The sequence below is a fragment of the Desulfobacterales bacterium genome (assembly GCA_030066985.1).
GTDB lineage: Bacteria > Desulfobacterota > Desulfobacteria > Desulfobacterales > JAHEIW01 > JAHEIW01.
Genome location: JASJAN010000015.1, coordinates 42,788 through 67,936 on the forward strand (window position 1 = coordinate 42,788; position 25,149 = coordinate 67,936).

The following is a 25,149-nucleotide window of genomic DNA, read 5'->3' on the forward strand; positions in this document are numbered from 1 at the left end:
TTCCCTGTTTATATCGTATTCTCCATGTGTGCACCGCAAATATTCAAACCGTTGCGAGTTGCGTGTTCCGCGTTTCGGGTCGACAGCTCAGAATTATTAAACTCGTAACACGAAACCCGCAACCCGTAACAGCAAATAAAACCCGACAATCAGTTTCAAGCCCTTAAGAGGGATTTCTCGCATTTCATATTGTAAGCCTAAACCAGCAGATGCTCATTCCCAAGACGCACACGGGTTAACCCGGCATCCCGGGCGGCCTGCAGACATTCTGTCGCCAGCGCTGTTGAGGTTATAGGCAAATCGGACATTAGGAATTGAGGGTGAAAGGCCAGCAGATTGAAGGGAATGTCGGGGTTGATCCCGGTGATGAACTCGGCAATTGCGGCAATCTCCTGCGGATCGATATACCCCGGCATCAGCAGAGTGCTGGCAACCAGCAGCGGCGGAACCGGCCGCTGTGAGATTTTTTCAGCTGCGCGCCTAAAGTTGTCCAGTGTGGGCTGCTGGGAAACACCGGTGAGCACCCTGTGCAGCACCGGGTCCCAGGCTTTAAGATCAAACTTAACACAGCCGCCGGTTTCCAGTGCCATTTCCATCATCTGATCGAGCCGATTCGGACTGAGGGAGCCATTGGTTTCCCAGCAGATTCGCAAAATCCGCTCAGCGCCTTTTTGCCGCGCCAGCTTTGACGCTTTCAAAGAAAAGGGCATCTGCGGAGCAGGATCGCCGCCGAAATAGCAAATACAGGAGGTCCGTTCATCCACATCTGCAACCAAATCCTCAACTGTTTGAAAAGGCGCTGCCAAAGTTTGGTTGCGAAAATGCCAGTTCTGGCAAAACAGGCAGTTTAATGAGCAGCCCTGGAAAAAAACCGCCAGATTTTTATAGCCGGTTTCGGGGCCGCGTCGATAAGCATAGTCGGGAAAGCCGCATCCGGTACCGCCGGCGCATACCCGGTCCGCCACGCAATTGGTCGGCAGGGGATCATGATACCAGGACAGTTTGCCGTTGGTGGAAGTGGCGCCCACCAAATGGCCATTTTCATTGCGCCGCAAGCCGCAGTATCCGATGTCATTTTCAGGTATGCGGCAGCAATTGGCGCAAACCCGGCAGAGCACACCCTCCGGATCGTCCGGGGGAGCAGGCGGCAGTCCGAATTCCAGCCGGCTCTGGCGGTGAACTTCGGCGGCAATTTCCAGCGCCTCCTTTGGCCGTCGGCGAATGCAGTTAAGACAGAGTCCCAGGGCTTTGGATATCTCCGGCGACTTCCGTTGGCATAAGGTGCAGTAGGCCATCATTCTTTCCAAATAATCAGAGGTCAGAAGGCAGATGACAGAAGGCAGAAGTCGTATGTCAGCGCTTTTATCATCTGTCCTGAATTATACTTAAATTGACAGAATCGGAAAGTGAGTCAAGACTTCGTTTGGCGCAATGATATCACAGCTTAATAGGAGTCTACCAGAGTTTAGATCCGTTTATATTATCTGTAATTTTTTTGGACGGAATATCTTGCAGACAGGCGTAACAAATCCACAATAAAAGGGAATTGGTGGTTCAGGCACGAAATCTAAAAAGAGAATCAACTGTATAATTTTGAGATGTGATTACGAAATCTATCCAACCCGCGACACCTATCGCATCAAGTCCTTTGATGGCCCGTTCAAGGATATCTTCGAACTTGATTTAGTACCGGATCAGCATTTATTTGAGTTCGCAAGATCAGGTTTGAGTTTAAGCAGTTTGCAGCGGACTCGCGATCGTCTTCGATAATACCAATTTATTATTAAGAGGGTGTCAAGTCCCAGATTCAGGGCCCTTCAGCTTCCGCTTTTTGAACACTGGCACGTAGGTGCCAGGGGGGATGTCGATGCGAACCGAGTCGTTTTTACCGGCGTCCCGGTAATAACGCTCCAATACCCGCCGCAGTATGTCGGCCTGTATGCTTACGATAGGGTCGATATTGCGGTCGTAGTCCGCGTCTCGGCCGAATACCTTCGCCGCAACGGCTTCATCTTTTATTTCACGGGCTTTACCGGCCAGGTTCTGGTTCACAATATATTTTAATATGGCTGTTTGCTGCGGCGTGGCGTGAAAATCCGGACTGGCCAGCATGTGCTCGAGCTGGCTAATGATGTCGTTTTTAGTGGGTGGGGGCAGCTCTCGGCCCTGTTTCGCCATAAATAAATTTCCAGAAGGAGCCTTGCACCCTGCTGAATAGCTCACAAAAGTGCAAAAATTAAAATGGTCATACTATTAAATTAAAATATTAGAAGATGCGTCTTTTAAGCATTACAGGTATCAGTGTTCCCCTCTTCGCCATTAAGGCTGCGCAGGTCTGGAAGGTGTCAGGAATCCCGATGTTTGCTAATATAACTTTCTGAATGATCTCCATCAATCTTACTGAATCATGAAATCCGATTGTGCAAACGCCTGTTTTAAAAAACAAATTAATGAACGCTCCACTATGAGCTTCGGAAAATATTCATTAGATATATTATGTCTATTTCTAACTAAATAAGAGATATATTATAGGTTTTTCAAATTAAATTTCAAGTCATGGATATGGCGTATAGGGATAAAACGCTTTTGTCCTGTTATTTCGTGAGAATCATTTCCCCTTAATACCATTTGTTTATCCTAAATTTAGTACACGGTCCTCAAGATATCATTTAAAGATAGATGTCAAAATAGGCCAAATATTTTCTGACTTTTGTTAGCATGGAATATAGTGTTACTATTTTGAGCGCTGCGAATCCGTCAAACCCAATAATACCGGTTTCTTTTAGAAAACCATTATTTCACAGGCACTTATTAACAGTCAGCTAAGTAACAAAATTAATTATGGCCATATGCAACGGGTCTATTCCAAATTTAACCGATCTAAAATTGTTAATCATGACTGAAGGGAGTTTAATATGGAAGAAAAGCCTGCACGCGTAGATCATGTCCTGATGTGGCCCGGTATTGTTATCACAGGCGTACTCGGGCTGTTGCTGTCCATTTTCCCCGAATCGGGGAAAGCGGTTGTTGATGTGTTATTCGCCGGCATAACACACAATTTCAAATGGCTGTTTCTGCTTTTCGGCATTTTTTGCGTTATCGTGCTTATCTGGCTTGCATCCTCGAGGTGGGGCACTATCAAACTCGGTGATCCCGACGACGAGCCTGAATTTTCAACCTATTCCTGGGTGGCCATGATATTTTGTGCCGGTATCGGGATTGCCATTGTCTACTGGGCATTTATCGAGCCAGTTTACTACCTGAATGCCAGCATGCTCCATGCGGACCCGGACAAACAAAAGGGACTCATAGGTGAGCTGGCGGGCATGTATGGGCAGTTCCACTGGGGGATAACACCGTGGGCCATTTATGCCCTTCCAACATTTCCAATTGCCTATGCCATCCATGTTAAAAAGGTGCCGGCCCTGCGCCTGAGCGCAGCCTGTCGTGGCATCATCGGCAAGCATGCTGATGGATTGTTTGGAAAATTAATCGATATAATCGTTATTTTCGCCATGATCGGCGGTGTCGCCACAAGTCTTGGCCTTGCAGTGCCGCTTGGAACGGCACTGGTTTCCAAAATGACAGGGCTGGCTGAAACCTTCGCCTTGCAGGTGACGGTTTTGATCATCTGGACGACGCTGTTCACCATTACAGTTTGGGCCGGGCTTAAAAAAGGCATCTCAAAGCTTGCCGACATCAATACCTATATCGCTTTTTTCTTGCTGCTTTATGTATTTGTCATCGGGCCGACAACGTTTATCCTGAATACATGGTGCAACAGCCTTGGGCTGATGCTCAGCGAGTATTTTAGACTGAGCCTCTGGACAGATCCTATTTCAAACGGTGGTTTTCCTGAAACCTGGACAGTCATCTACTGGGCCTGGTGGGTCGCCTATGCCCCCTTGATGGGACTTTTCGTTGCGCGCATATCGAGGGGCCGAACCATCCGTCAGGTCGTGTTGGGCGAGTTGATCTGGGGAAGTCTGGGGTGCTGGGTCTTTTTTGCCGTTTGGGGCGGATATTCCATCCACCTGCAAACTTCCGGGGGCCTCGATGTCTATGCCATCCTGAAAGAATCCAACTGGTCCAATCATGTGACCATTGTGGCCATTCTCGACACTCTGCCGGGCGCATCATATATATTTATTCCGGCATTTACGATTTTATGCTCCATTTTTCTGGCAACCACGATAAACTCTGCTGCCTATACATTATCTTCCCAGGTAACTACAGAGCTGGCCGGTGACCAGGAACCGCCCAGATGGAACAGGACGCTCTGGGGGCTGCTACTGGCCCTGCTTGCGCTGGGGCTTCTTTCGATCGGCGCATTAAAGGCAGTTGCCCTTTGTTCACTCGCTGTGGCATTGCCCTTGATCCCGGTCCTTATTCTCATGATGTTTTCAATGATGAAATGGATCAAAGAGGATTACGGGGACATTTTAAAAGTGCGTGTCGACGCGTTACCATATGAAAAAATAAAACCTGTAGAATGATACAGACAAAAATTTTAAGGAGAAAAATATGAATTACGCCAAAACATTGAAGGCCTCATCGGCCATCCTGAAAAAAGCCAAGGAATTCGGGGCGACATTGGCCGGCTTTGCCAATGTTGAGGAGCTTAAGCGTGCCCCGTCCTCTACCTTTGCACCCCAGATGCCTGATGCCGGCAAAGGTATCGGCACCCGCACCCGGGAAGGTAAGTCGGGGCTTAAACCGGGAGAAGTTGAATGGCCGTCGAATGCTGAAACAGTGCTCGTCATCGCGGTGGAACATCCGGCAGACAAACCCGAAATGGACTGGTGGTTTGGAAGGGTTGATCCGCCCGGCAACCGCGTGCTGGCAAAAACGGTCAAGGCACTTTGCCCCTGGATAACAGAGACATATGGTATCGATACGTTTCATTTGCCCTATCATGTCGAAAAAGGCGGCATCTACTTGAAGGATGCAGCGGTAATGGCCGGATTAGGGTGTATCGGCAAGAGCAACATCCTTGTCACACCCGAGTACGGCCCCCGGATACGGCTCAGGGCGCTGACGCTCTCCGAGTCTTTTCCATCCACGGGACCGAGTCCGTTCAATCCCTGCGCCATATGTGACGGGCTATGCCGAAAAGCATGCCCCCAAAACGCTTTTGGGGAAATGATCTATCAAGCAGAAGATTATAATCAGGATATCCTGCCGGGTCGGGATGGGAATTTCAGCCGGCCCGTTTGTGGTGTTCAGATGGACATCGATAACGACGAGGCCGTCGAGCAGGACGTCGAGAGCTTTGAAGAGCCCGTCAAAGTCATAAAATATTGCCGGAAGTGCGAACTAACCTGTCCGGTAGGCAAGCGTTAACCTTTAAAATTTGATCGGGAAGCGACCATGCTGCACACATTCAAGGACGATATGCAGAATCCATCAAAATTCATGGTGACCCTGGAACTGGTCCCCGGGACTCAACCGACACGCCGCAAGCTGGATACAGTTCTTAAAATTGCCGCCGACGCCCTTAAAGACGGACGGGTGTCCGCCCTTTCCATCACGGACAATCCCGGCGGCAATCCGGCCTTGGCACCGGATGCATTGGGCGTTGAAATCATTGGTATGGGGATGGATGCCATCGTTCATTTTACCTGTCGTGACATCAATCGGGGCGGTATGCAAAGCCGCGCCCTGCAACTGGCCATGGTGGGGATGCACAACATTTTAGCACTCAGTGGAGACTATACCAGCTCAGGCGGGGAACAGGGCACGCCAGTGTTTGATCTGGATTCGGTGAGTCTGATCTGCATGCTGAATATGCTCAAGCAAACCCAGGAATTAAAGGATCCGAAAGACCTGATTATCGGCTGTGCTGTTTCGCCGTTCAAATACACTGAGGCTGAGGTGTGGGCCCAGTATGCCAAAATGAGCAAAAAATTAGCTGCTGGCGCAGATTACGTCATCACCCAGCTTGGATTTGATGTGCGCAAATTTGAGGAACTCATCCGTGTTCAAAAACAGATGGGCTGTTCGGTGCCGACCCTGGCATCCTTATATGTGCTGACACCCGGGGCTGCCCGCATGATGAATCAGGGAAAGATCCCCGGCTGTGTGGTATCGGATGAGCTTCTCCAAAAGGTAACCTCGGAATGGCAAAACAAAGAAGAGGGCCGCCAGGCTGCCCTGGAGAGAGCAGCGCGGCTGGGGGTTGTCCTTAAGGGCCTTGGTTACCGCGGCGTTCATATTGGTGGGCTTGACCAAAGCTTTGACCGCGTCGCCTGGATACTAGATCGAATGGAGGCCATTGAAGATCGTTGGCGTGAATTTTTGCCGGAATTCAACTATGCCAATCCCTACGGCTACTATGCCTATCCCCGCCAATCGACAGAGCATGACCAACCGGCAAACCCGCTTCAAACGAAACAACCAATTTCAATAGCGGAAAGATTTCTGTTTGGTGTGATGCAAAAAATGCACGATCTATTCTTCAGTTTTGATTCTGCATGTAGATTCTTGCTCAGGCCGTTGGCTCGTGGGCTGGATAAAAACCGTTTCGGCCGAGCATTGATGCATGTGATGGAACACCCTGTTAAAATATTGCTTTTTTCCTGCCAAAGGTGTGGAGACTGCGGGCTGCAGCACCTGGCCTTCCAGTGCCCCGAGTCCGGTTGCCCCAAACATACCCGCAACGGTGCCTGCGGCGGCAGTCTCAACGGTAAATGCGAGGTACGCCCCGAGCAACTATGCGTGTGGGTAAGAGCCTATCGGCGCTGGTCAAACACGGGACAAACCCAGGAAATGTTCAGTGATTTTGTGCCGCCCCGTATGTGGGAACTGAACCATTCCTCTTCCTGGCTCAATTTTCACCTTGGCCGAGACCACCAGACAGCCTCAAGCAAGATCGCTCCTTATTACGGCCCAGTCACCTGTCGTTTGGAAACCGACAGTCATAATGCACACAATAAACATTGATGCCGGGCGCTCACTACCTGAATTAAAGAGGTGATTATGGGCAGAAACACCTTAAAAATTTACCACCATTCCGAATCATTTTTACATTCTATATTAGGCTGCAATACTCACGTTGGCCAAATTGTGGACTTCGGCTATGCTGGTGCAATCTCAAAAAGCCGAAATTTTCCAGGTTAGCAAAAGAAATATAATAAATCAGAAAATTATGGATAAGTGGGGCAATGTTAAAATTGCATTGCCCCGTGCTTATTAGGCATACAGATTTTCGATCCACCTCATTGCTTCAATGTAGGTCATCACCCCGTTTCTCGCCCGGTTAGGCTTCTTGAGACTATAAATTTTGTCTATGGTCATAGTTTCATTCAAAATCTAAACGGACACGATATGCCCGGGGAATAATGCAGAGAACATAAAAGAAAGTTCTTGCCCAACCATTTAGTTTTTATGTAGAACAGCTGGCAAAAATAATGTTGGAAATATGAATATATCAGGAAAGGAAAAAGATGAAAGCTATCGCATTCAACGGCAGCGCTCGCAAAGACGGCAATACAGCCATTATGACTCGCTGGGTTTTTGATGAATTGGAAAAGGAAGGCATCGAAACTGAGCTCTACCAATTGAAAGGCAAGCAGATCAACGGCTGCATCGCCTGTTACAAATGTTTTGAAAATAAAGATCAGCGATGCGCAGTGAAAAAAGATGATTTAAACGAATGCATTGAAAAGATGCTTGCTGCGGACTCGATCATTCTCGCCTCCCCGGTTTACTTTTCGAATGTAACGTCTCAAATCAAAGCTTTAATCGATCGAGCCGGGATGACAGCTATCGCTAATAATGCCATGTTTCGTCGCAAACTGGGGGCCTCAGTCGTTGTTGCACGCCGAGGTGGTGCCAGCCACACCTTCGCCTCATTGAACAACTTTTTCTTCATTAGCCAGATGATCGTGCCCGGTTCGAATTATTGGAATATGGGCTTTGGTCGCGATAAAGGTGATGTCGAAAAGGACAAAGAGGCCCAGGGCACTATGCGAACACTGGGACAGAACATGGCTTGGCTTCTAAAGCAGATTCAATAATTGTGTCTGTGGGCCAGATATTTTCAGGTATATAAATTGGATTATTCTGGTAAAAACAACACATCATTATCAATTTCGTGAAAAAGGGGCGGAGAGAAATAGAAATTCGCTCCTTCTTTTATTTTCTATATTACCACACTTCCATCATATCAGTTGAGGCCAGCATTAGATTCGATTGTCCGATGCCGGTTTTTCAAATATTATAAATCCAAGATCCAGCCTGGAAATTTTAGGATTGGCAAATGAAATGTACAAAAATTTTTGTAGTGTTCCAAAGATTCGCATCAGGAACGGAATCTACAATCTGATATCCTTCCAAGTAGCTTAGATTGGGAATAGTAAGGCAAAAACACCATGGTATTTGATTCAATTGAAATGTATCTAACATGAAACCCTTATCACGGATAAAGGTCCACTTCATTGTTTTTTTCATAATCCCGTCTGCATAAATCTCGAACTGAAAGCCAGTTGAAATGTACTGAAAAAAAAGTTAATCTGTGCGCATTCAAACGAGGAATAATGAATAAAATACTTTTTAGAATTAGGTGGAATAAGAAAGAAGAAATCCATGAGCATACTATCCTGCGATAAAACGTGCAGTTTCCCAAAGAAATTACTCATTACACTTGAGCACTGCTTCAGCCGATACTACCGTCGGCTTGGAGTAGCACTGCTTGCAATAATAGTCGGGTTGCCTGTAGTTTCTTTTGCAAAAACATCGGCAACACAGATGAAATTCGAGTATGTATTCGATATCGGTGGCGAGCCCGGATTTGCTATTATTCAGGATCGCGAAGGTTTTCTATGGTTCACCTCTTTTTATAATGGAATGCTACGCTTTGACGGCTCCAGCAAATGGATGATTCGAGAAGGCGAGGATGGCATTTCCAGTGACTTCGTAACCCAATTATTCGAAGATCGAGACGGTCATATCTGGGCGGGCACCAATCACGGCCTCAATCGCTACGACAAACGTACCAATACCATCACCCGGTTTTTTAAGGACCCCGCTCAGCCGGAATCCAGCCTGGCGGGCAATGTCTTCAACCTTTCATCGCGCACCATCATTCAAGATCGTCAGGGCTATCTGTGGTTTGGCACACAGGCCGGACTTTCCCGTTACGACCCGAAAACCGACCACTTCAACAATTATCAACATGATCCAGCAGACGCGCATTCGCTCTCAGATAACGATATATTCGGCCTGTTTGAGGATAGCGAGGGCTTCATCTGGGTGGCGACCAAAAACCACGGTGCGAATCGCCTCGACCCGAAGACAGGGCAAATCACCCGATTTAGCCATGATCCAAACGATCCCGCCAGTTTGCCTGACAACGCAATCCAGTCCATCGTTCAGGACCGGGACGGTCACCTCTGGCTCGCCACCCGAGAGAACGGCCTGATTCGCCGCGACCGTAACAGTGGATTTTTCAGTCATTTTAGACACCACCCCAATAATCCCGCCAGTCTGCCCCGAATGAGCATCTGGGATCTGGTGTTGTTGAAAAGCGGCGAGATCGCGCTGATAAGCGATTCATCCGCCGTCGGCCTGGTGCTGTTTGATCCTGGCACGTATAGACACCGCCAGTACCAGAAAAAACCGGGCGATCCATTCAGCCTTTCCACTAACACGGTGCACGGCGTATTCGAGGATCGAGACGGCACGCTGTGGATTATGCATAATAACGGCAAGGTGGATAAGGCCGATCCCCGCGGACAGAAATTCACCCTCTACCGCCACAACCCGCTTGATGAGCGTAGTTTGGCCAGTGATGCGGCTGTACCCGTGTATCAGGACCGCCATGGTCATGTTTGGGTGGGCCACTTCGGCTCGGGTCTGGACCGGTATAATCCCGAAACCGACGATTTCGCCCACCACAAGCCTGATTCCAAAGACCCTGCAAGTTTGCCGCATGGCTATCCTGCTGGTTTCTTCGAGACCCACGATGGTAAGTTTATCGTCTCAACGGCCGCCGGCATGGTGTATTTTGATCCCGTCAATGGCAAAGTAACAGAGAGGATCACAGATGATACCTGGTTCTACACCATGATCCAAGACAAAGAGGACCCCGATGTCATCTGGGCCGTGGGCTGGGAACAGAGTCTAAACCGCTTCAATCTTCGCACCCGGGAGCGCAAGGTCTATCGTCATGATCCACAGAATCCGGACAGTTTCTCAGCCGTCACATCAGTGCGCTTCATCCGTGATAGCAATGATCCCGATATTTTCTGGATTGCTACATGGGGTGGTGGACTGGAAAAGTTTGATCGTCGGCGGGAAACCTTTACACACCACCAGCACGAACCCGATGATCCCCGGAGCATCAGCTCCAACACCGTCTACGATGTGATGGAAGATTCCAGAGGCAACATCTGGGTTAGCACCGACAAAGGGTTGAACAAATTCGACAAACACGCCGGAACCTTCAAGCGGTTCGACAGGAGCGTTGGATTTAATGCCAAAATTGTCCATAACATACTGGAGGACCGCAGGGGCCGCCTGTGGATGGGGACCAATATCGGACTGGTGGAATTCGACATCGCCGACCAGCAGGTTATTAGAGTCTACACCGTTGAAGACGGCCTACACAGTCACGACTTCTTTCCCACTGCAAGGGGCAAGACTCGCGATGGGCAGCTATGGTTCGGAGGCTTTAACGGGCTAAACCGTTTCGATCCGGGAAACTTAAAAGAAAACCCCAATCCACCACAGATATACCTCACCGAAATCAAACAGAGTGGTCAGCCGATCAAGTCTCCGACTGCCTTTGAGCTTTTGCGCGAGATTAACCTGGGATGGCGGGAAAACTTCTTCGAGTTTGAGTACGTCGCACTCAACTACACTGCCGCAAGCAAGAATCGGTACCGCTATAAACTCGAGGGTCTCGATCGAGATTGGGTTGAGGCAGGCAAAAAGCGCTCCGGGCGATACTCCGGCCTGCAGGGCGGAACCTATACCCTGAGGATCAATGGTACTAATAACGACGGCATATGGAACAGACCCGAGCAGGAGGTAAAATTGAAGGTCAGCGTCAAGTCACCTCCCTGGCTGAGATTGTGGGCGCTGGTGTTGTATGTGCTGGCCGGCGTTTTGCTCTTTTACGGGGTTATTCGCTGGCGCCTATCGGCTTCCGAACGTCAACGCGTTTTGCTCCAGGATGAAGTAGATGCCCGCACCGCTGAACTTAGTTCTTCAGAGGAAAAATCCCGCCTGCTTTTAGAATCAGTCGGCGAGGGTATTTTTGGCGTTGACCTGGATGGTAAAGTGACCTTTATTAATCCGGCTGCTAATCGGTTGCTGGGCTACGGGCCTGAGGAACTTATCAGCGAGGAAATCCACGAGAAAATTCACCATTCATATGCAGACGGATCGCCCTATCCGAAAAGCGAATGCCCCATGTATTTAACGCGTGTTGACGGCACCAACCATTATATCGCCGACGAGGTACTCTGGCGAAAGGACGGCACGTCCTTTCCAGTTGCATACTCCAGCACACCGATAAAAAAAGACGAACAGATCGTTGGTGTCGTCGTTACATTTATGGACATCACCGAACAAAAGCGTGCTGAAGAGGTCATAAAAGAAAAGGAAACCCAATTGAGTACCGCCGTAAATAGTATGATCAACGGGATTTTCATGATCGATAAAGACCTTAATTTTCTGGTCACTAACAAACAATTTCACGAATTGTATGATTTTCCCATTGAATTGGGAAATAAAGGGATGCCGTTTATTAACTTTTTACGCATTCGTGCCGAACGCGGTGACTATGGTCCGGGGGACCATGAAGCCTTGCTGGCAAAGCGTGTTGAAATGTACGAAGATGCAACCCAGGCCCCCAAAATGACGATATATGAAGATAAGATACCCGGCAATCGAACCACGGAAGTATATCGTGCGCCAACGGAAGATGGTGGCTTTGTATTCGTGATCAACGACATTACGAAACAAAAAATGGCAGAAGATGAACTAAGAATCGCCAAAGAAACTGCCGTTGAAGCGACAAAAGCCAAGAGTGAATTTCTGGCGAACATGAGCCATGAAATCCGCACCCCCATGAACGCCATTATCGGAATGGCGCATCTGGCCCTGAAAACCAATCTCACTGCCAAGCAATACGACTATATCAAGAAAGTAGATAGCTCCGCCAAGTCCCTGCTTGGGATTATCAATGACATCCTGGATTTTTCAAAGATCGAAGCCGGCAAGCTGGACATGGAGTCTGTGGACTTTCAACTTGAGGATACCCTTGACAACGTATCGACCCTGGTGGGCGTTAAAACCCAGGAAAAAGGGCTGGAACTTCTTTTTAAGATAGACCCAGCCGTGCCGGCAGCACTTGTAGGTGATCCGCTTCGCCTCGGGCAAATTCTGATTAATTTATCCAATAATGCCGTAAAATTTACCGAAGCGGGGGAGATCGTTGTCTCCTCCGAATTGGTCAAAAAAGACAACTCACAGGTCACCTTGAAATTTTCGGTTCAAGACACCGGTGTTGGCATGACCGCAGAACAGGCAGCCAAACTGTTTCAACCTTTTATGCAGGCAGACACATCTACTACCCGCAAATATGGTGGCACCGGACTGGGGTTAACAATCAGCAAGCGGCTGGCAGAGATGATGGGTGGCCAAATTTGGGTCGAGAGCGCTAAAGGCCAGGGCAGTACCTTTAGCTTTACTGCCACCTTCGGACTGGGAAAAGAAAAAGCCAAAAAGCAATATAAACCCGCATCCGAATTGCGCGGCATGAGAGTTTTGGTAGTGGACGACAATGCAACCTCAAGGGACATTTTACAGGAGATGCTGGAATCTTTTACTTTCGATGTCACCGTGGCTGCATCCGGACCGGAGGGAATCACAGAGCTCGAGAATGCTGCGGGAGATAAGCTTTTCGAGTTGGTTGTTATGGATTGGAAAATGCCAGGTATGGACGGTATCGAAGCAGCTAAACGGATCAAAGATCATAAGGATTTGAAAACAATTCCAGCTATCGTTTTGGTGACCGCCTATGGCCGGGAAGAGGTCATGCAACAGGCCGAGAAGGTTGGACTCGAGGGCTTTCTCCTTAAACCGATTAATCCATCTATGCTTTTTGACACCATAATGCAGGCATTTGGCAAAGCAGTGGCTGACACTTCGCAGATTGCGCAAAGACCTGAACAGGAAGCCGAGGCTTTGGAAAATTTGCGAGGGGCTCGCGTGCTGTTAGTAGAAGATAATCAGATTAACCAGCAAGTAGCAATGGAGATTCTGCAGGGTGTGGGGCTCGACGTTACAATAGCAAATAATGGCCAGGAAGGCGTCGACGCAGCGAAAAAAAATCCATATGATGTCGTCTTAATGGACATTCAAATGCCGGTAATGGATGGTTTAACCGCCACGCGTGAAATCCGAAAAGAACAAAAATTCATAGATTTACCGATTATTGCGATGACGGCTCATGCCATGGCCGGTGATGAAAATAAAAGTCTGGAGGCTGGCATGAACGGTCATGTCACCAAACCCATTGACCCTGAACAGCTGTTTTCAACTCTGCAGAAATGGATAAAACCGTGTGAGAAACGAACCCAGGTCGAGGCATCGGAAGCTCCTGTTAAGCAAGCTGAATCGGGCAAGGCGGCCCTTGCAGAAGATGAACTTCCGGAATTTTTGTCGGGATTTGATCTGGCAGATGGATTAAAGCGATTGCAGGGAAACAAAAAACTTTATCGGAAGCTGCTATTAAGTTTTGCTACAGACTATAACGAGGTAGCAAATAAAATCCGCCGGGCGCTTGATGCCGAAGATTTTGATCAAGCCCACAGCCTGGTGCACAATCTCAAAGGGTTGGCCGGTAATCTGGCGGCTACGGAGCTTCAGGCATCCGCGGTGAATTTAGAGAAACTTGTCAAAGGAGTTGAAAAGATAACCCCATCATCAAAAGAGCTAAATATAGAATTCTCAAAGCTTGAAGGTGCCCTCAATCAAGCCTTGGGGTCAGCCCAAAGCCTTGGTGCATCCGCTGAAGAAAACGCCGAACAACTTTCCGCTGATGATCTTATAGAAATCGCCACCGAATTATCTGAAGACTTTGCCAAACGTATCCGTGATGCGGCTGAAATGGGAGATGTCACCACGTTAAACACCATCGCAGAGGAAATTAAGGACCAATCAGATTCCTGCGCGCTACTCAGCAAAAAAATTATACAGATGGCCGAAGACTTTGACCTGGATGGTATCCAAAAATTAGCGGATGCATTAGATGCAGGTTGAATATCAGAGTTTTTGGATTGCCTACCGAAGTTTACAATTATGCCGGATTTTGGATTTCGGCTGATATGTTTGAAAGTGTCAATAAAAAACTACTTATCCACCCCTTTTATCAAGGTTAGCGATTTACGATGTTGGTCTCCAGATTCCTAAAAGAGGCACGACTATTAGCGACGGTGGATCATGCTGATATACGCGGGTTGGTTACCGCAAGACTTGTATTCGTCGCGGAGCTGCCTCTGTCTATGTGCGGGAGTTTTGCATTCCCTTAGCCGAAGCGAGGATTCTCCTTGCCGTGGTCGCGCCCCTACAAGGAATCTGGAGAACCATAATTTTTTAAAATAATTTTATTGCCTCAAGCAGTTATTTGCTGCACCTGTTTATCGATGGCCCAGATAAAGGCACTTAATTCTCTTGCAATCGCGGTGGTAATGGCTTGCTTTGATTTTCCCCGAGCAAAAAGGCGGCGATACTTACCGCACAAGCGCAGTTGAGCCTTCCAAGATATTTCACAAATTCGATCATCAAGACCTTGTTGCCGTTTCAGGATCGGTTTTGTTTTTCGCGCCCTCAAGTTATAGGTCCAGGCAGCTTCGATAAGCGCCCGGCGAACATGACTATTGCCGGTTTTGGTAATGGAACCGCGACGGATCCGATTGCCGCTTGAATGCTCAGAGGGTACAAGACCCAGATAAGCCATTAATTGTTTCGGATTTTTGAAACGATTCATATCACCGATCTCTGCGACAACGGTAGTTGCCACAATCAGCGATACACCCCGTAGCGCCTGGTAGGCCCTGACAAAAGGCGCACGGCTCCATTGAGCAACTAAGTCCTGGATTTGTTCTGTGATGCGTTTTATTCGACGCGTGCACTCATTAGCCGCATCAATGTATTCCTGTAAAACAATTTGCTGTGCTCGGTGAGCAGGTTTGAGCTCAGCAAGCCAATTCATATGCCCCTTTGTCCAGTTTTTCTTTCCCGGATAATAATGCCCATGGCGCAATAAAAAAGCCAGCAACTGCTGACGGGTTTTACGTTCGATTCGTCTAATGTCAACACGGCAGCGAAGCAGATCCCGTATGGCCTCGTCTTCTGCGGTTGGCACATAAATGCTGGTCAGTTCTCCAGCACGAAACAAACGCACCAGATTGAGCGCATCGCGCCGGTCGGTTTTAATACGATCGCCACTTCGTTTTGGAACAAGCGAAGGCGCCACCACTGAACAGCTATGACCTTTTGAGGTTAAATGACGATAAATCGGATAACCACAGGGGCCGGCCTCATAAACAAAATGAAGATCTGCCCCCGGTGATTTGAGTTTGCCTACCAGTTTGTCCAACGCTTGGAGTGTTCCATCAATTTTACCATAGGATCGAACCTTACCGTTGGCACGTGCGTCGGTGATGGCAACATCGATGCTTTTTTTGTGGACATCCAAGCCAATATACAATATTTTCTTTTGCATGGTCTGCCTCCTTGGTTTTGGCTCTGAGCCGTTTTGACCTCTATAGGTCGCACAGCTTAACCCACGCCGCAAGGGGCAGACCTTTCAACTTTCAAACATTATGTCTATGCATACAAAAGCTGATACGCTGAAAAAAATTTTAGATATTATGATGAAAACTGAAATTTAAAGGAATTGATGATATGTAGATGATATCACTACTCTTGCTAACATACAGATATTGTTAGAGCGGGTTGTCAAGGCAAGTAAATACTGACTTTGACTATTGGTAAATCATCTCCGTCTTCCGACATAGCTGTGTCTTCTATCTTCCGTCTTCAGTCTTCCGCCTTCCGTCATCTGTCATCTGTCATCTGTAAGCGTAACTTATCAACGATCTGACTCCGCCAAAGCAGCAAGCGCAAGCACGGTATCTAGCTGAGCCTTGACCGGATTTTGATTGAGCTCTTGGAGATGGTCCATCTGATGCTTGAGTTTTTCAAAGGCTTTGGCCGTGATTCGGTTGGTGGAGGCCACGGCTCGGATGCACAACTGCAGAATAAAGAAGCTTAAAAATAAAACCAGACCGATGGCCCAGAAGGCGTGCATAAAAAAATCGCCGGAAAGGTACTCGCCGGTGAAAAAGGATTCCAGGGTCAACCAGCCGCAATACCCCAGAATACCGACGGCGGGCAAATTGAAAAGAAATTGAACAAACAGGCCGCTGAGCTTGGTGGTCAAACGCTCGATCTGGCCGTCCAAAGCCCCGCTCCAGATGGCGGCCAGCTTTTCTTCAAAACCGGCGGTGCCTGACAAGGCATCTTCTACTTTGCGAATCGAGCTGTCAAAGCCGCCCCTAACAAGGGATTTGGCAATTTCGGGCCAGCTTTCCAGCACCACCAGACGGTAATTTCTGAAAGCCGCTATCATCTGCTGATCTTTTTGCGGATCGTCAAGGGCTGCCTGGCTATCTTTGGACTGTTTTATGGCCGACAAACGGTTGAGCACCTGGCGCACCGGCCGGCCGAATCGCAGAACAGCCATGAGGCCGCTGCCAAAAATCAGCAGCCGCGCCCAGATGGCAATCATCCACCCCATGGGCCCCAGCCAGCGCTGAGCCAGCTTCTGATACACCAGCACATTCAACCCGAACAATTGTTGTACCCCGCTTTCCTGCATGCCGGCCAGCGCATCCTCCAGCGCTTTTTTTTCAGTCGCAGCCATACGCTCAGCCGCATCTGATAAAACAGCCTGATGGCCTAAAACGTGGCGGCCGGCTTCTTCAAAGACAAAATCCCGCAGGCGCCGCACATTTTCAATTCGCCGGTCGATGACAAAGCCGGCCTGGTTGATGGTGTTGACCACCAGCTGCTGCAGCTCTTCAAATTCGTCAAAATCATGCCGCGGTTCAGCAGCGGCATCCCAATTGGGATCGTTGAGATTGCGGCGGGCCGATATGCAAAACACCCGATCTGCCGGCACCTGCCAGCCCGTGCGGATATGCTCTAAAAAATCGGGCACGATTTGATCCTTGAGCTCCGCTTTGTCCAGCCGGTCGCATTTATTGAGAACGCACACCAGGGATTCCCCACTGAAGTTGGGGATAAAGCGCGCCAGAAAATCAACATGGTCTCGTCGCTTGGGGTTCTCGGCATCAAATACGCAGATCAGCATATCTGATCGGGCGATGGTCTTTTCGACAATGGGGATATGTTTGCGAAATGCGCGGCTGTCAGTATCGGGGGTATCCACCAGAAGCACGTGCTCAAAGCGCACCGCCGCCGGGTTCGAGCGGGTTTCAACAATTTCACTGTTCAGCTCTTCCACCAATTGATCACTATCCCCGGCATTGGCGCTGAAAACAATCAAATGATCGGTGGTGGGCCGCTCATGACCGATGTCGGAAAGGTCATCCACCCCGGCCAGGGCGTTTAGCAAAGTGGATTTGCCCGAGCCGCTGGGGCCGACAAGCGTGAGCACCAGCTTGCGCTCAAAGCGCTCAGCGATACCGTCGATCATGCCGGTGGCCTGATGGCACTGTTTTTCAAGCCCGCGGCCAGGCAGCCACATCGGTGCCTGTCCCAGCTCGGTGCTTAAGCGCTGCAGGTCATTTTTAGATTCGGCGATTTTACCCAGAGCCTTTAAAATGGCTGTATGACGATCAAAATTCATATTTTACCCGAGCTCCTTTGCACAGACATCCATACTGGTTTGCAGCGCTGTCAGCTCTGCGGTGACCCGCTCGATGGTTTCGCCGACCGTGCCAATCGTGGCGCCGGTGATGGTATCCTCAAAAAGCTGTTGCACCTTTTTGAGTTTATGATCAAACCAGGCCTCGGCAATGGGTCCCAGCATGGTCTGCAGCTGGTGTTGATCAGCCTTTTTCATCTGGGTGGTCACCGGTATGGCCACCAGGGCATAGAGGTCTTTGGCCCCGAAAAGACCGGTCAGTTTCACCTTAATACCCGCAGCACCAACTGGATCGCCAGTGGACAGCACATAGGTCACCGCCGCGGTGGCCGGCAAGACATTCAGCGATGCCCAGAAGGTCTGGCTGATTTTAGACCACAGACCCATCTGTCTGCGGAATTGGTTGGCCAGCTTTTTTAAATCTTTGAGCATGTCCGCGGGGATATCCAGCAATTCTTCTTTTTCAGACAGGATCATCTGCAGCATGGTCTTAAAATCCTGGTCCCGCAAGGCCGCCTGCTGCGGTAAGACCGCCGGGTGGGTATCCACAAAAAACCGCAGGATGCGGTCTTTGTCGGCAGATTCCGCCCGGGGGTTTTGGGTATCGGCGATCCGGCGCGCCATTCGAATGCGCTCAACACATCCGGCCATGCGCTCAACCACAGGATCGTTTAAAGAGCCGCTGACCGCTATCTGGGGGCCTATGGCCTGGGCATGCAGACTGGTCACCGCAGTCACCAGATCTTCTTCCAGCTTTTTATTAAAATCGGCGGCATCTTTTTTTCCTTCCGGGCCCGGTGCAATGCGCGCCTTGGCCCAAACAGCAGCTCCGAAAAGCATTTTAAGGGGAAATTCGATCACATTGCCGGTTTTGCGCATAACCTTAATATGGGCCGGGTCGGTTTTGGCCCAAATTTTGGCAAACCGTTTCATAACCCGATCCATCGGAAAATGTTTGAGGGCTTCATGCACATACTGGCTCTGAACGGTCTGAAACGCATCCAGATAAAGCTGCAGCTCATCAAGCGAGCAGCGTGCATCCGCCAGGAAATCTTGCGCTTTCTTGAAGGCATCCGCCAGGATGGAGCCATGCAGCTCAAGTCGCAACTGTGGGGCGTCGATGGCAGCCAGCGCGGCATCAAAATCAGCGGCATTTTCGGTGACGGGCCGCAGCTTCATAAACTGCTCACCGGCCGCCACCTGGTTATCTTCATCCGTGCGGTAGATACCCAGAATATGTTTATCAGCCTCAGCACCGTAAATACCGTCGGCCACGGTCATGGCATGCTCGCGTACCTCCGCATCGTTAAAATTGGGATAAACGCGGTAGATCAAAAAGCATTTGCGGGTGCCGATGCCGGTCAGCATTTCGGACATAAAGTCAGTGTTGTCGCGGTTGTTGTAATTGGAGTTGGTAAATATATAAATGAAAATATCGGAAGCCTCCAGCGCCATGCGGGTTACATCCCGGTTGGTGTATTCTCCTCTGGCGCCAGTGTCAAAATCGGGAGTATCCAATAAAACCAGATCCTGCGGTCCTGTGCGGTTGATCACATATAGCGGGTTGCCCGGACGGGTAAGCTCGGCGCTGTCTTTAAGCGGCTGCAGATCGGCTTTAAACGGCTCGGCCAAATCTGACACCAGCCGGTTTTGTTTGACCAGGGTTTCCGGAACCGAAAACAGCACCCGGCGGTTCATACCGGCCCGGCCGCCGGCCGGCGCCAGGCGCTCTGCGGCCAGAGAGTTGAACAGGGTCGATTTGCCGGAGGAACCCCCGCCGCAAATGGCCGCGACAACCGGGAAATCGGTTGAAAACCGGGGTATTAATTTGGCTTCAACGATGTGGCGCCAAGAGGCGATCTCGGATGCCTGACCGCACTGCAGCAGCTGCGCCAGACGCGGGATGCCGTCTTTTAAATCCAACAGAGCGTTATGAAAAGTGGGTTCCATAGGCTATTTCTATTTAATTTAGCTTTGCACGAGTCGGAGGCTTTCATGTGCAAGGCACTTAAGGGCGAGGTAATAGTGTACTATAACTCGGCCTTAATAACGCAGCAGATGGAAGCCTCCGCTCGCCGCGTTGTCTCCAGGGTGAAAAGTAATGAGATCAAATGACCACAATCCTTTTAGTTAAATTGGCAGCCAATTTATCGACGATAGATGTCTTAACACACTGCTTTTTGATATAATATGCTTTACTCATTACTTTTCATGCAAAGTTTAATTATTAACAAGCCGAGATCATTAATACAAATTATATTTAATAAACTTCAAATTTCAACCATTGAATTATTATCAGATTTCGTTAAAATCTCTTTTTCGGGCGGGGATAAACCCCGCCCGGGTACAATACCAGGAGCTTAGAACAATTATGACCCTCGCCGATCTTGAAGTATTGACCTTAGACTGCCAGGCCACCGGTGCCAACCCGCAAAAAGGGCACCTGCTGGAAATCGGTTGGATTCAGACCTGTGCTGCCGCAAACGGCATACCGGATGATTTGACCGCCAGCGCCTATCGTGTAGCACTACCGGAGGATGTTGAGATCCCCCCGGCAGTGCAGCGTGTTACCGGCATCACACGGACAGAGGCTGAAGGGGCCCTTCCTGCCGCCGAGATCTGGCGCAAGCTCGCCCAGACCGCACAGCAGATAGCGGCTGCCGCTCAGACAGACAGATGCCCCACCATCATCCATTATTGCCGTTTTGAAAAAGCGTTTCTCAAGCACCTGCATGCGGCTGAGCAGCAGCCGGATGACTTTCCTTTGGACATCATCTGTACCCACGAAATCGCCAAACGCCTGCTGTTTAGCTTGCCGCGCAGAGGGCTGCGGGCCGTAGCCGGTTACTTCGGGCATTCGGTTCCCCAACTGCGCCGCAGCGGCGCTCATGCTGTGGCCACGGCCGTGATCTGGCAGCATTTTGTTGAGCAGCTGGCCGCCGAACATGGTGTTACCGATTTAGATCAACTCAACAGCTGGCTGAAAGACACGACTCCGCGAACGCGAACCGGTCGGGATTATCCCATGAAACCCGACATTCGTCTCAATTTGCCGGACAACCCCGGCGTCTATCGCATGCTGCGCTCCAACGGAGATTTGCTGTACATCGGAAAGGCCACTTCCCTCAAACAGCGGGTCAACAGTTATTTTCGCCAAAAAGGGCCGCATGCAGAGCACACCCTTGAAATGCTCAGTCAGGCCGCCAATCTAAAGGTGACCCGCACCGACTCGGCGTTGGAAGCTGCCGTGCTGGAATCAGATGAGATCAAACGCCACAATCCACCCTATAACATCGCTCTGCAAACCGGGCAGCGCAACCTGGTTTTTTGCTCCCGCGATCTTGAACACTGCGCTGCTCAGCCCGATGCCGACTATTGCATCGGCCCGCTGCCCGCAGGGCTCACCACCACTGCCATGAACGCCTTCGCGAGTTGGCACAAAGACCGGGACGCAAGCACGGATCATTCTCTCGAAAACGCGTATGCCCTGCTGGGTGTGCCACAAACCTATGCCCCGGATCCGGACTGCCTATCAGAAGGTCTGGCTTTATTTCAAAGCCATCATCTGAATCGCTTAAAAAACCCTTCCGCCATGAGGATCCTGGCCGGACTCGGCCATCAACTCTGGGGTGAAAGGCTTAAGGCCATTGCGGAAGCCAAATTAGCAGCGGCCGAAGAAGCGGATGAAGAGGTTCTCGACGAGGCGGATGAGGTAAATAAGGAAGAGCCAAGCTGGACGCCGGAAGCCGTGGCCCGCGGCATCGAACATGCCATTATGCGCGGCGCGCTTTTGATTCGCCGCGCCCGCTGGCTGTGCCTGCTGAGTGAATCATCTTTGGCCTGGGAAGCCCGTAATGCAGGCGACCCGCACAAACATGTCCTGTTGTTTGAAAACGGCACTGTGGGCGCACGGAAAGAAATGCCTGCCGCCCAAAAATCTACCCTGCCGGCGGGCTATGCCAAACGCATCCAGCAGCGTCAGAACATTTTTGATGTCGCCACCTACGAGCGCCTGAGGGTGGTTACCACCGAATTGCGGCGGCTGGTGGGCGATGGCCGCAAAATTGAGCTGCGCATTGGCCCAAAGGCGATACTCAGCAGCCGCCAGCTGGCCAGGTTATTGCCATGGGTATAATCCGTATCCTGCTGATCGCCGACACCCATCTGGGATATGACCTGCCCTTCCGACCGCGCATCCAACGGCGCCGCAGGGGCCCGGAGTTTTTCGCCAATTTTGAACGCGCCCTCAAACCAGCTTTAAATCGCGAAGTGGACGCCGTGGTCCACGGCGGCGACGTATTGTATCGCAGCAAAGTGCCGCCCCGCCTGGTGGAAATGGCCTTTGAGCCGCTCAAACGGGTAGCTGAGAGCGGCGTACCGGTCTATCTGGTGCCCGGCAATCATGAGCGCTCAGCCATTCCCCACGGCCATCTGGCGCAACACCCCGGTATTCATTTGTTCGATCGCCCGCGCACCTTCATCCTGCAAACAAAGCAGGGGGCACTGGCACTGGCCGGCTTTCCGTTTGTGCGCACTGCCGTTCGCAAACATTTTTTGGATTTGGTTGCGCAAACCGGCTGGTGCCAAAAGGAGGCCGACGGCTATGTCCTTTGTGTGCATCAGTCGGTTGATGGGGCTACTGTCGGCCCCAGTGGCTATACCTTTCGCTATAGCCACGATGTCATCCGCAGCGGCGATATCCCCGCCGGTTTTGCAGCGGTTTTAGCCGGGCATATCCACCGTTTTCAGGTCTTAACAAAGGACCTCAGAGGCAGGCCATTGAAAGCCCCGGTGTTTTACCCCGGATCCATCGAGCGCACTTCCTTTGCCGAAAAAGAGGAGCCCAAAGGCTATCTCATCCTGGAATTTGAGACGCTAAAAACGTCAACGGCAGGTTTGAAGGATTGGGCGTTTCACGAGCTGCCGACCCGCCCCATGGCCCAGCTCGAGTTGCACGCCGCCGGCATGAACGCTGCTCAGATCCAGGCCTGGATTCAATCAAGCCTGTATGACCTGCCACCGGACAGCATTGTGAAGCTAAAGGTGCACGGCAAGATTTCACCGCAGGCCATGGCCACTTTCAGGGCCCCTGCCCTGCGGGCCCTGGCACCGGACAGCATGAACATCGACGCTGCTTTGGTGGATTATGCGTATTATCGAAAATGAAATTTTCGCCGTCTGCGCGAAATCTCTAAATAGCCCATGCAGCCAAATTTAAGGTTTGCTGCCCTCAGCAATGGTGGATTCTGCGTCAAAAGGAATGGTCAGCGTATAAAGGCCATTCTCAAGGCGTGCATCGATCGACAAATCGCCCTTTTCAAATACTTTCATCATATCCTTGTTGGCATGCAGCACTTCAGCGGTAAAACCCTTTAAGCCCCGCTCTTTTGCCAGCCGGATCAGCATTTTATAAAGGTAAGTGGCAATGCCCCGTCCCTGGTATTTTTCATCCACGATAAAAGCCAGTTCCCCAAATGCGCTCTGGTCATCCTTGGCAAATCTTGCCTCGGCAATGATGGTCTCCTCATCGGGTTCCCCTGCCAGGGCCACCACCGACATCACCCGGCTATAATCAACATTGACGTATTCTTGTACTTTGTCATGGGGCATGGTGGAGATGGGAAACAGGAAGCGTCGAAAAATGGCTGTATTCGAAAATCGATAAAAAAGGCGGCGCATGGCCTCCTCATCTGAGGGTTTGATGGCTCTGAGGCGGACCTTCAATCCACCTTTGAAGATGTGTTCAGTTGCAATTTCCATGGGATATAAATGGGCGCTCTCGGACAAAAAAATCTGGTCTTTGAACAAAATCTTTTTTTCTTTTGCCTGTTCCACGAGATTTTGTCGGTCATCAGGATGCGCAATATCGATCAAGGCCTGAGCGCGCTCACGGATCGTGCGCCATTTCAAGTTGGCAATACCGTATTCGGTGACCACCGCATCAATCGATTCACGCATATGGAACTGGTTGCGGAGGTTGCGCAACATCACCACGATATTGGGATCCCCCTTTGAATTGCGGCTGGGCAGTCCCATCACGGCGCGCCCACCACGGGAAATCTCGGCGCCGGTGAATAAATCTGCCGACTGCCCCGGCCCTGAAATGATTTCTCCCTTCCCGGTCGGAAAGGCAATTCGGCCCAGAAGATCCACTTTGCGGGCTTGTTGCACAACGACAAAATTAGGATTGCGCCCGATTTGGGTCGGATCAAACACCTGTTCAATACTTTGGAGTTCCACCAGTGGATTTTGGTCCAACCAGGCCATCAACGCAGGTGTTCCCAAAGCATAGGAAGCCACTGATTTGCCCCGGAAGACCGCTTTATGATAATTGGTCACGGCCCCGCTTTTAACAAGATCCATCAAGGCATCCGTAAAAAGGTACGAGTGGATTCCCAGATGGCGCTTGTGGGCAAGGTGCCGACCTAAAGCCTCGAACAAAGCGCCGGTGAAAAAGCTGATGCAGTCCCCGTCTTCGATCACTTGAGCGATATTAGCGGCGACCTGATCAATGGCGCTGTTAACCGGCCAGCGCTTAAAATAAGTGGGGGGCTCGGTTGACTTGATCAGCAGGTCAAAATCCGAGATTGGGACAATTGTGTCGCCAAATGTGAAAGGGATCTGGGTGTTGATTTCGCCGACCACCACTGAGGCTTGCTCCATGGCTTCCCGGGCAACATCAACGGCTATCCCGAGACTGCAGTATCCGTCTTCGTTAGGAGGGGTAATTTGAACAAAAGCCACATCGATCGGCAATCTTTTGGATTTGATAATTCTGGGGATCTGCGAAAAACGACCAGGAATCAAATCGACATTTCCGGCTATGACCGCCTCGGTGGACACCATAGTGGAGAAAAATGTTTTCAGGTGATATTTTTGCCAATCCAGTTTTTTTAGAGAATGAAAGTCGCTGTGGCGGGTGAGCTGGATCAATTCCAGGTCATTGATATTGGAAAGGCCGGAATCAATGAGCGTTTTCATCAACGTTCGCGGTTCGGCCACACCGCTCCCCAGAAAAATGGTCATGCCCGGCCTGATATGCGCCAGGACATCCTTGGGCGCAACAACCCGATCTTCCCATCTGGTATTATCGATTTTGCTCATCTTTTATACTTTCTTTTAAGTTCTGGTTTGGGTCGTCAAATTCCAACCATTGCGACTTTCAATTTAACTTCATTTAACAACTTTCCGCAATAAATCAATCTTTTGTTAAGAATATCATTGCTTTTTGACATGAGATAAAT

General features: G+C 50.0%; 13 protein-coding genes. 7 read left to right on the plus strand and 6 right to left on the minus strand.

Going from position 1 to position 25,149, the window contains the following annotated elements; all coding sequences use genetic code 11:
* Nucleotides 1-197: 197 nt before the first annotated feature.
* A complete protein-coding gene (locus QNJ26_08970; GenBank protein ID MDJ0985663.1) occupies nt 198-1,295 on the minus strand; it encodes a radical SAM protein in 1,098 nt (365 codons plus the stop codon).
* Nucleotides 1,296-1,794: 499 nt separating this feature from the next.
* Complete coding sequence (locus QNJ26_08975) at nt 1,795-2,178, minus strand: hypothetical protein (GenBank protein MDJ0985664.1); 384 nt, start codon at nt 2,176-2,178, stop codon at nt 1,795-1,797.
* Nucleotides 2,179-2,915: 737 nt separating this feature from the next.
* On the opposite strand from QNJ26_08975, the gene QNJ26_08980 reads away from it, so the two are divergent.
* The 5 genes from QNJ26_08980 (at nt 2,916) to QNJ26_09000 (ending at nt 14,271) form a co-directional block, all read left to right on the plus strand.
* Nucleotides 2,916-4,496 carry a BCCT family transporter gene (locus QNJ26_08980; protein MDJ0985665.1) on the plus strand — a complete coding sequence of 527 codons (1,581 nt, stop codon included), beginning with the start codon at nt 2,916-2,918 and terminating at the stop codon, nt 4,494-4,496.
* Nucleotides 4,497-4,524: 28 nt separating this feature from the next.
* Entirely contained in the window at nt 4,525-5,343 is an 819-nt protein-coding gene (locus QNJ26_08985; GenBank protein ID MDJ0985666.1) for an epoxyqueuosine reductase, read from the plus strand.
* A gap of 27 nt (nt 5,344-5,370) precedes the next feature.
* Nucleotides 5,371-6,942 carry a methylenetetrahydrofolate reductase C-terminal domain-containing protein gene (locus QNJ26_08990; protein ID MDJ0985667.1) on the plus strand — a complete coding sequence of 524 codons (1,572 nt, stop codon included), beginning with the start codon at nt 5,371-5,373 and terminating at the stop codon, nt 6,940-6,942.
* Nucleotides 6,943-7,445: 503 nt separating this feature from the next.
* Nucleotides 7,446-8,018, plus strand: coding sequence for a flavodoxin family protein (locus QNJ26_08995; protein ID MDJ0985668.1), 573 nt, complete (start codon nt 7,446-7,448; stop codon nt 8,016-8,018).
* Nucleotides 8,019-8,748: 730 nt separating this feature from the next.
* Nucleotides 8,749-14,271 carry a response regulator gene (locus tag QNJ26_09000; protein MDJ0985669.1) on the plus strand — a complete coding sequence of 1,841 codons (5,523 nt, stop codon included), beginning with the start codon at nt 8,749-8,751 and terminating at the stop codon, nt 14,269-14,271.
* Between the two features lie 352 nt (nt 14,272-14,623).
* Here the strand turns inward: QNJ26_09000 and QNJ26_09005 are convergent, their stop codons facing one another.
* From QNJ26_09005 to QNJ26_09015, 3 genes are all read right to left on the minus strand, one after another.
* Nucleotides 14,624-15,736, minus strand: a complete 1,113-nt coding sequence (locus QNJ26_09005; protein MDJ0985670.1) for an IS110 family transposase — start codon at nt 15,734-15,736, stop codon at nt 14,624-14,626.
* Between the two features lie 369 nt (nt 15,737-16,105).
* On the minus strand, nt 16,106-17,887 hold the full coding sequence (locus QNJ26_09010; GenBank protein MDJ0985671.1) for a 50S ribosome-binding GTPase: 1,782 nt from the start codon (nt 17,885-17,887) through the stop codon (nt 16,106-16,108).
* Between the two features lie 3 nt (nt 17,888-17,890).
* Complete coding sequence (locus QNJ26_09015; GenBank protein MDJ0985672.1) at nt 17,891-19,855, minus strand: hypothetical protein; 1,965 nt, start codon at nt 19,853-19,855, stop codon at nt 17,891-17,893.
* Between the two features lie 421 nt (nt 19,856-20,276).
* On the opposite strand from QNJ26_09015, the gene QNJ26_09020 reads away from it, so the two are divergent.
* Nucleotides 20,277-22,040, plus strand: a complete 1,764-nt coding sequence (locus QNJ26_09020; GenBank protein MDJ0985673.1) for a GIY-YIG nuclease family protein — start codon at nt 20,277-20,279, stop codon at nt 22,038-22,040.
* Complete coding sequence (locus tag QNJ26_09025; GenBank protein ID MDJ0985674.1) at nt 22,031-23,071, plus strand: metallophosphoesterase; 1,041 nt, start codon at nt 22,031-22,033, stop codon at nt 23,069-23,071. Before QNJ26_09020 ends, QNJ26_09025 begins: the two co-directional genes overlap by 10 nt.
* A 48-nt stretch (nt 23,072-23,119) precedes the next feature.
* Here QNJ26_09025 and QNJ26_09030 read toward each other — a convergent pair whose 3' ends face one another.
* Nucleotides 23,120-25,009, minus strand: coding sequence for a GNAT family N-acetyltransferase (locus tag QNJ26_09030; GenBank protein ID MDJ0985675.1), 1,890 nt, complete (start codon nt 25,007-25,009; stop codon nt 23,120-23,122).
* Nucleotides 25,010-25,149: the final 140 nt, after the last annotated feature.

What these genes read in the sequence shown, in the direction of transcription:
- QNJ26_08970 (MDJ0985663.1), bottom strand. Translation starts at nt 1,295, where the DNA reads ATGGCCTACTGCACCTTATGCCAACGGAAGTCGCCGGAGATATCCAAA.
- QNJ26_08975 (MDJ0985664.1), bottom strand. Translation starts at nt 2,178, where the DNA reads ATGGCGAAACAGGGCCGAGAGCTGCCCCCACCCACTAAAAACGACATC.
- QNJ26_08980 (MDJ0985665.1), top strand. Translation starts at nt 2,916, where the DNA reads ATGGAAGAAAAGCCTGCACGCGTAGATCATGTCCTGATGTGGCCCGGT.
- QNJ26_08985 (MDJ0985666.1), top strand. Translation starts at nt 4,525, where the DNA reads ATGAATTACGCCAAAACATTGAAGGCCTCATCGGCCATCCTGAAAAAA.
- QNJ26_08990 (MDJ0985667.1), top strand. Translation starts at nt 5,371, where the DNA reads ATGCTGCACACATTCAAGGACGATATGCAGAATCCATCAAAATTCATG.
- QNJ26_08995 (MDJ0985668.1), top strand. Translation starts at nt 7,446, where the DNA reads ATGAAAGCTATCGCATTCAACGGCAGCGCTCGCAAAGACGGCAATACA.
- QNJ26_09000 (MDJ0985669.1), top strand. Translation starts at nt 8,749, where the DNA reads ATGAAATTCGAGTATGTATTCGATATCGGTGGCGAGCCCGGATTTGCT.
- QNJ26_09005 (MDJ0985670.1), bottom strand. Translation starts at nt 15,736, where the DNA reads ATGCAAAAGAAAATATTGTATATTGGCTTGGATGTCCACAAAAAAAGC.
- QNJ26_09010 (MDJ0985671.1), bottom strand. Translation starts at nt 17,887, where the DNA reads ATGAATTTTGATCGTCATACAGCCATTTTAAAGGCTCTGGGTAAAATC.
- QNJ26_09015 (MDJ0985672.1), bottom strand. Translation starts at nt 19,855, where the DNA reads ATGGAACCCACTTTTCATAACGCTCTGTTGGATTTAAAAGACGGCATC.
- QNJ26_09020 (MDJ0985673.1), top strand. Translation starts at nt 20,277, where the DNA reads ATGACCCTCGCCGATCTTGAAGTATTGACCTTAGACTGCCAGGCCACC.
- QNJ26_09025 (MDJ0985674.1), top strand. Translation starts at nt 22,031, where the DNA reads ATGGGTATAATCCGTATCCTGCTGATCGCCGACACCCATCTGGGATAT.
- QNJ26_09030 (MDJ0985675.1), bottom strand. Translation starts at nt 25,009, where the DNA reads ATGAGCAAAATCGATAATACCAGATGGGAAGATCGGGTTGTTGCGCCC.